At 57.3% G+C, this 6,426-nt stretch carries 7 protein-coding genes and 2 pseudogenes; 5 read left to right on the forward strand and 4 right to left on the reverse strand.

Annotation, left to right across the window (positions count from 1 at the left end):
* The 4 genes and pseudogenes from YO9_RS0114860 to YO9_RS0114875 all read right to left on the reverse strand — a co-directional run.
* Window positions 1-795 (reverse strand): annotated as a pseudogene (locus tag YO9_RS0114860) (alcohol dehydrogenase catalytic domain-containing protein); the annotation flags it as partial.
* Window positions 796-855: 60 nt separating this feature from the next.
* Complete coding sequence (locus YO9_RS19085; protein ID WP_016998197.1) at window positions 856-1,551, reverse strand: hypothetical protein; 696 nt, start codon at window positions 1,549-1,551, stop codon at window positions 856-858.
* Window positions 1,485-2,465: an ATP-binding protein gene (locus YO9_RS19090; protein WP_472973952.1), complete on the reverse strand. Its 981-nt coding sequence runs from the start codon at window positions 2,463-2,465 to the stop codon at window positions 1,485-1,487. Before YO9_RS19090 ends, YO9_RS19085 begins: the two co-directional genes overlap by 67 nt.
* A 131-nt stretch (window positions 2,466-2,596) precedes the next feature.
* Window positions 2,597-3,277 (reverse strand): GNAT family N-acetyltransferase, encoded by a 681-nt coding sequence (locus YO9_RS0114875; protein WP_223286664.1) that lies wholly within the window; start codon window positions 3,275-3,277, stop codon window positions 2,597-2,599.
* Between the two features lie 234 nt (window positions 3,278-3,511).
* On the opposite strand from YO9_RS0114875, the gene YO9_RS0114880 reads away from it, so the two are divergent.
* The 5 genes and pseudogenes from YO9_RS0114880 to YO9_RS0114895 all read left to right on the forward strand — a co-directional run.
* Entirely contained in the window at window positions 3,512-4,618 is a 1,107-nt protein-coding gene (locus YO9_RS0114880) for a DUF418 domain-containing protein (protein WP_016998200.1), read from the forward strand.
* On the forward strand, window positions 4,615-5,130 hold the full coding sequence (locus YO9_RS0114885; protein ID WP_016998201.1) for a hypothetical protein: 516 nt from the start codon (window positions 4,615-4,617) through the stop codon (window positions 5,128-5,130). The genes YO9_RS0114880 and YO9_RS0114885 overlap by 4 nt, the downstream gene beginning before the upstream one ends.
* 74 nt (window positions 5,131-5,204) lie before the next feature.
* Window positions 5,205-5,333, forward strand: a pseudogene (locus YO9_RS21795) (hypothetical protein); the annotation flags it as partial.
* A gap of 57 nt (window positions 5,334-5,390) precedes the next feature.
* A complete protein-coding gene (locus tag YO9_RS0114890; RefSeq protein WP_016998203.1) occupies window positions 5,391-5,750 on the forward strand; it encodes a sensor histidine kinase in 360 nt (119 codons plus the stop codon).
* Between the two features lie 99 nt (window positions 5,751-5,849).
* The coding region (locus YO9_RS0114895; RefSeq protein ID WP_262925718.1) for a response regulator transcription factor at window positions 5,850-6,426 on the forward strand (577 nt) is incomplete at its 3' end.

Genomic DNA, 6,426 nt, shown 5'->3' on the forward strand with positions numbered 1-6,426 from the left:
TCTGTGCAACGGTCGCGGCACCGAGTGCGATGGTGGGGCCGGCACCGACGAAGTCGAACACGCGTCGACGCCGCGGCCGCCCGTGAGTTCGCGGATCTTGGCGGCCTGGCCTTCGTCACCGGGAACGGTGACGGCGCCGAACTTCTCGGCCTCGGCCATGGCTTCTGGCTTCATGTCGGTTGCGATGACCGTGGCGCCGGTGAGCGCTTTGAGGATCTGCACGCCCACCAGACCCAAACCGCCCAAGCCGATGACCAGTGCGGTGCTGCCGCCCTTGTCGAGGTACGGGAGGACGCGCTTGATGGCGTGGTACGGGGTGAGGCCGGCGTCGGCGAGGGGCGCGGCAGCGACGGGATCGACGTCGTCACCGAGCGGAACCAAGTTGCGTGCGGGGGCGACCATGTATTCGGCCATGCCGCCGTCGCGGCCGATGCCGTTGGCCATGAAGCCGACCTCGTGCGGGTTCTCGCAATAGGTGTCCTGGCCGCGCGTGCACGGCGGGCAGTGGCCACAGCCGATGGGGCCGTAGCAGAGGTACGCGTCGCCCTTGTTGAATCCTGTGACGCCGGGACCGACTTCTTCAACCCAGCCGGAATTTTCGTGGCCGAGGATGAACGGCGGTTCCATGAGACCACCGTTGGGATCGGATTCGAAGTCGTTGAAGATCGCGACATCGGAGTGGCAGGCACCCGCGCCAGCGATCTTCAGGAGCACCTCCCCCGGGCCCGGAGTGGGCTTCTCCACCTCTTTGAGAACGGGGAATTTCTTGAACGATTCGGCGACAACTGCCTTCATCACTGCTCCCTGGACTGGTTAAACGATTACCAAAATCTACCATTGACTTTACATTATTAGTTACCTGAATTCATTTCGAGAATTGAAGTCCGACAAATTCAATACCGCACGCCGAATGGCCCGAAGATCCTGCATTGGGACTTCTTCGTCATTCGTCTCCATGGGCATGTCCAACTCAAAGAGGTTCAATTCTTGGGGCTCATTTTTAGTTCGCATTAGATCAACATATGCCCCGTAATCAATTGTCCAAACATCATACCTCTCCCCCGGAGTATCTTGCGCGGAGTAACCACGCTTCGTCAGATGCAAAACTCGAGCATCGAATAATCCCAGGAGGGCAGGGTAGTTGGAGTCATTCTGATTAACCAAAAAGCCTCGAGATTTTTTCTCGCGGATAACCTCATCAATAATCCAATTTAGAAACTCTTGAGCTTCCGGAATACCCTTGATGGCGGCCTCTTTGTCACTTTGATACCACGCCCTAGCTGCATCACGAACCTGCGCCATAGTGATACGCTTCTCTCGGGCCTTTAGCGCTGCCTTACTGGCGACATTGATCGCGTCCCTAGGGACACCTTCCGCAGCTCTCACCAATTCCTCGAATGATCTCTTCTCACTGAAGCCCGTTCGCACCAAATCGTCTTCAGTGTTCAGATCCGGGATGCGACCGTGACTGTCTTCGTAATTAATTAAATGCTTATACAACAGGCCCTTGAAAAATTGAATGGAGCGCTCGGAATCCTGCTCGAACACCATGAATTCATCAAGGTTAACAGTTGCAGAAAAATCCGCCCGAGCTCAATTCCGATAATTCCACCCTCCACGGACTCCCTGAAATTCGATTGCTGCTCAATAGCGCCGATCTTGACTGTAAACTCTGGATTTGGGGTTACACACCGGACAAGGAATTCACCCAGCATCGGTTGTAATCGCGCAGGAACACTAATCCACTCGTCGAGCAAAAGCCACAGACGTTTACCATAAAGAGCACTATTCAAATTGCGCAAAGAAAGTGAAATTTGGCGGAAGTTCAGTGAAGTTCGAACTGCGCCGATATGCACTTCTTTATGTTCGTCGGATTTCTCCACAGTCGATTCAGTTTTTCCGGAAATCTGCGCTGAAGGTGCTACAGAAAGTGTCCCCGAGAGGCCAAATCCGTTTGTATTACTATTTCGATTAGATGTCGAATCTGATATTTCAACCGATCCGTCGACACGGAGGGATGAAATTGAGTCTGCGAATTGATCCAATCGATTAATCAAGTTTGAATCCGACATCAGATATTCATCTTCTATCACGTTACTCAACAACTCATCATGCACGAACGATAGCGTGTCAACAAGTAATCGAGCTGCGCGTTCGGCGTCGGACAATTCTTCACCGACGAAAAGTCCCTGCGGGGACCCGACTGTCCTAAGGTCCACGTAAACCGCCAAATCACCCCTCTCCCGAACTTCAGACTCTAAATACCGGAGGGCATGGGTTTTGCCTGTGCCTCGCCGACCAAAGACCACTTGATGATCGACCGTATCCAAGGCAGCAGCCACTCCAGAATCCAGGAAAGTTTCTCGGAGTTGATCAGCATGGTTCTGCTCAGCTCTTCGTGGTATACGATTAAGCGCCCTATTTACTACGGACAACCCAAACCTCGAACCAGAATTATCAGTCATGAGATCACTCTACAGCATCAGAGATTCTGTCTAAATATCCCCTATTTCTAAGTCTCTGATTTCATGCCCAACTATGCTTCGGAAACAACTGGGTGTGCCTGCTCTCAACTTGCGTGACATCACCGAATAATTCAAAGGCGATCCCCGTGCGATAAATCAATCGAACCATCTCGCCACATTCCAATCGTCTCGACCGTGCCCCGGCTTGGAATTCGGCTGCGCTCCACGAACCCGAACTTCTCGTAGTAGGGCATGTTGGCCTCGGAAGAGGACTCGAGATAAGCGGGAGTTCCGGTGGCATCCGCTTCCGCCAGACGGTGGCGAATCAGTGCCGACCCCGCGCCGCGACCGCGGGCCTGTTCCGTGGTGCCAATGGCCTTTAGGTACCAGTGCGGAACGAGCGGGCGGTGCTTCTCTGCGTTGTTATCGGTGATCGCAGCGTCGAGGATGCGTGATCGGAGAACACTGAGGTAAGCAGGGAGCTCGGGAGCCTGCGAAAGGAAGCCCGGATTCGTTCCCGGTGCTCCCCACTCGGAGACGCCCAGCAGTTCATCAGTCGCAGCATCGATTGCGAGCCACACGTGACCTCCGTACTTGAAGGTGTGTTTGAGCTGCACTTTGAAGATCTTGTACAGCTGGCTCGTCACGTCGCCGGAGGGCAATAGCCCAGTTGCGTAGGCGTCCCTGGAGAACGCATCCGCGAGGACCTTGGCCGCACGGTCCAAGTCCGCGAGTGCGGCGGGCTGCACCTTGATGTCTGCTTTCGTTTTGGCAGGTTTGGGGGATGTAGTTGCTTCGGTTGTTTGGCCCATAGCGGCAAGTTTAGAGGGACTACTTTATTGAAAGCTTGAAACGACTTATCCCCGTGCCCCGGCGACCTTGGCGGTTTTCGAGTAGATCGGCGCCCTCCATCCTCCGATCGAAGGATTCCCTGCACGATGGGCGTCCCTAGCGTTATAGGTATGAAAGACCAATCACGCACATTCGGCCAGTGGGGTGCTCGAGCCTCGCGGCGTGCTGCTACCCCGGATTTGGCAAGGGGATTCATGTTGGCACTCATTGCTCTCGCCAACGTGATGATTTACCTCCACGACCGCCCGTACGGGCTGCGTCAGCACATCGTGGAGGATGCACCCATCGACAAGGCAGTTGCCGCGTTGATGGTGATTTTTGTCGACGGGCGAGCGTATCCATTATTCGCTGCCCTCTTTGGGTACGGACTCGTGCGCATTGCGGATCACGCTCGACACAAGGGTGCCGATGACCGTGGAGTGACATCCATTCTCCGTAGCCGCTCGCGACTGCTCATCGCTTTCGGTTTGTTGCATGCGGTGCTGGCATTCTCCGGCGACATCCTGGGGTGGTACGGACTCATCGGTCTCGTTGTGGCTTCGTGGACGCGTCTCAATAATCGGGCGCTGTTGTGGATTGCCGCTGTAGGGCTGGTCATCGGCTCGGCCGTACAAGGTTTCGTGTATGCCGATACGCAGGTCAGTGACCAACGCAGCATTCTTTGGTCATTTGCGATTTCCAGCCCGGTAGAAGCCTTAGGGTGGCGCACCATCGAATGGGTCATGACGCCGGTCGGTCTACTTTCTGTTGCGAGCGCTGCTCTGGTCGGAATGTGGATTGCCCACAGTGATTTTTTGGAACGGCCTGCCAACCACCTCCTATTCCTGAAGCGCGTCGCGATCATCGGAATCGCCATGGGAATCCTCGGTGGGGTCGGCATGGCGCTCGCGACGATCGGCGTGTGGGATACCTCTCCTCTTCTGACGGGGTTGCTGTCCTGGCTGCACATTTTCACGGGTGTCCCCGCAGGCTTCGGGTATCTGGCGGCCATTGCGTTGTTGTCCGTCCGTCTAAAAACGGGATACGTCGTGTTCGCGCTACGGGCCACGGGGGAACGCTCCTTGAGCGCCTATCTAGCTCAAACCGTTCCCTTCGCTCTGCTGCTTCCGGCACACACTCTCGGTGTGGGCGCGTGGCTCACCACCTCGGACGCGGCAATCCTCGGACTGGTCACGTGGTTGGCCACCGTGGTGGGGGCATCGATCTTGGCGCTCCACGGCTATTCCGGGCCCGCTGAGTATCTGATGCGTCGCTTGCGACTACGCCCCCGCAAAATGACCGAGCGTAAACTGGCAGCATGATGCGGAACCGCTGGACCGCACACACGACCGGTCGCATCGACTGGTTCTGGACAGCGCTTCCCTACGCCATTCTCGTGGTCACATTCGTGCTCTATTTAGCGGAGAAACCCCCTGCCACGGGACTGTTCTGGTCAGCTGTGGGGACGGTATTTCTAGGACTCTGGCACTGGTGGTGGGCGATTCGCCATGGAAGACAGCTCGGTCTCGAATTGCTACCGATGTCCGTGTACTTCGTCGGGCTACTCGTCTCCACCGCGGGGCTCACCCTGATCAGTTTCAGCTTTTTCCCGCTGTATCTGATGTGCTTCGCACTGGCTTTCGTGGCCCTCCCGCGGGCCTGGGCGTACCTCGGAATGGCTCTGACCGGCGTCGTCGCCTTTGTGGCCCCGTGGCTGCTGGACCCGACCGTCGACAACGTGGCCGCAATTGTTGGCGGCGGTGCCCTCGCGGCCGCAGCGGATGGTCCATTCGCGCTCTCGAACAAAGCCAGGCCGAGCTGCAGGAATCCCTAGCGGCGAATCGGTCGCTTCAAGATCAACTCGTCGACCAAGCACGTCGCGCCGGAATTCTCAACGAACGCGCGCGCATAGCGGGTGAATTCCACGACACGGTAGCGAGTGGCCTCACCGGAGTCGTCAGCCAGTTGGAAGCCCTCGACGCTCAGCTCGACAGTGAAAACCCACATCGCTATCGAGTACGCATCGCCACCGACGTAGCCAGAGAAAGTCTCGACGAGGCTCGTCGATCCATCAGAGCACTGCGACCCACAGCATTGGCCAGGAGCAGTTCACTGTCGGGTGCCTTCGACATCGTCACCACCGGGTTCGAACGCACTCGTGGCATCCCCGTGGAGCTGGACATCACCGGAACGGAATTCCAGGTCAACGAGCCTGTGGAACACGGCATTCTCCGGACGTGCCAAGAAGCACTCGCGAATATTGCACGCCATTCCAAGGCCACTCGAGTGCACATCACCCTTTCGTATCTCGAAGACACCATCGCCCTCGACATCGCGGATAACGGCGTAGGCGCGGGAGACCACCCGCCGCGAACTGGCGGTCAAGGTCTTCAGATCATGCGACAGCGCATCGCGGAACTCGGCGGCACGGTCGAAATGGATACTGACTCTTAGCGCGGCACGACCGTCACAGTGACCGTGCTATCCTCCAGGCGGCATAGCCCGATGACCAACCATCCGATTCGCATCCTCCTGGTCGACGATCACCCGATCGTGCGCGACGGCCTGCGGGGCCAACTCGAAACCCAAGCCGACCTGCTCGTCGTCGGCGAAGCGGCAAGCACAAATGAAGCACTCGCGGTGATGAATACAACGGCTACCGACGTGGTTCTCACGGACCTCCGGATGCCCGGTCGCAGCGGTATCGACCTCATCCGGGAGCTGGCAACATCACACCCCCACGTTCACGTCCTGGTTCTGACGACTTTCGACACGGACGCCGAAATCGCCGATGCTGTGGCTGCTGGCGCCGTGGGGTATTTGCTCAAAGATGCTCGCCGAGAAACGATTTACGACGCGCTCCGGGGTGCCATGGAAGGACGGTCCGTCTTTGCGCCTCCGGTGGCTCGGCGCATCCGTGAGCTCAGGACCCATAGGGCTACAGACCCATCCTTGAGTCCTCGAGAGTTGGAAGTACTCATACTCGTGGCCTCCGGTGCGACAAATAGGAAGATTGGAGACGCCCTCTATATCGGTGAGACCACCGTCAAGACCCACATTCAGCACATCCTTCGTAAGCTCGACACTCCGGATCGAGCGGCCGCTGTGGCTACTGAACCGGCCCGGGTTT

It is taken from the genome of Kocuria atrinae C3-8, assembly GCF_000286355.1.
GTDB classification, from domain to species: domain Bacteria; phylum Actinomycetota; class Actinomycetes; order Actinomycetales; family Micrococcaceae; genus Kocuria; species Kocuria atrinae_A.